Here is a 463-nt window from a genome sequence, read left to right as displayed (position 1 = left end):
TGCACATCTCGCGGTTCAGCGATGGGTTGAATGCGGCGGTTGGCGCCCTCAATCTACTTCCCTATCACTCGTCGAGCTCTACATGCAGGAAGCTGACAGGAACGGTTTAACTGTCGAACTCCTCGAGGATGGCCGGGCGACCGAATCTCGGCTGAAAGTGCAAGAACCGTTACTAGCTGAGGCCATTCGATCCTACGTCGGCATCGACGGAAGCGCGCTGGTAGAGGAACCGCTGTACGACGACGAAAATTGCATCTGGGGAACTGTTGACCTACTGCTTGAGAGTGATTACGGCATCACGATCATCGATTTGAAGTCTGGAGCTGATGCAGCAAAGGAGTCTCTTCCCGAGAAGATCATCGCGCAGTTGATGCTGTATGCACTCCTAGTGTCGCCTGCCATGAGGATGGGACCAGTGTGACCTGATTTTTGCCAGGGTGATGGGACCACCTGGATTGCCAGT

General features: G+C 54.4%; 1 protein-coding gene. It reads left to right on the top strand.

Annotated features, from left to right (window positions below):
- The coding region (locus tag CQY20_RS34055; RefSeq protein ID WP_207767380.1) for a PD-(D/E)XK nuclease family protein at window positions 1-421 on the top strand (421 nt) is incomplete at its 5' end.
- Window positions 422-463: the final 42 nt, after the last annotated feature.

It is taken from the genome of Mycolicibacterium agri, from assembly GCF_002553505.1.
GTDB lineage: Bacteria > Actinomycetota > Actinomycetes > Mycobacteriales > Mycobacteriaceae > Mycobacterium > Mycobacterium agri.
Note: the sequence above shows the minus strand (reverse complement) of the source record. Positions and strands in the feature narration are given on the sequence as shown.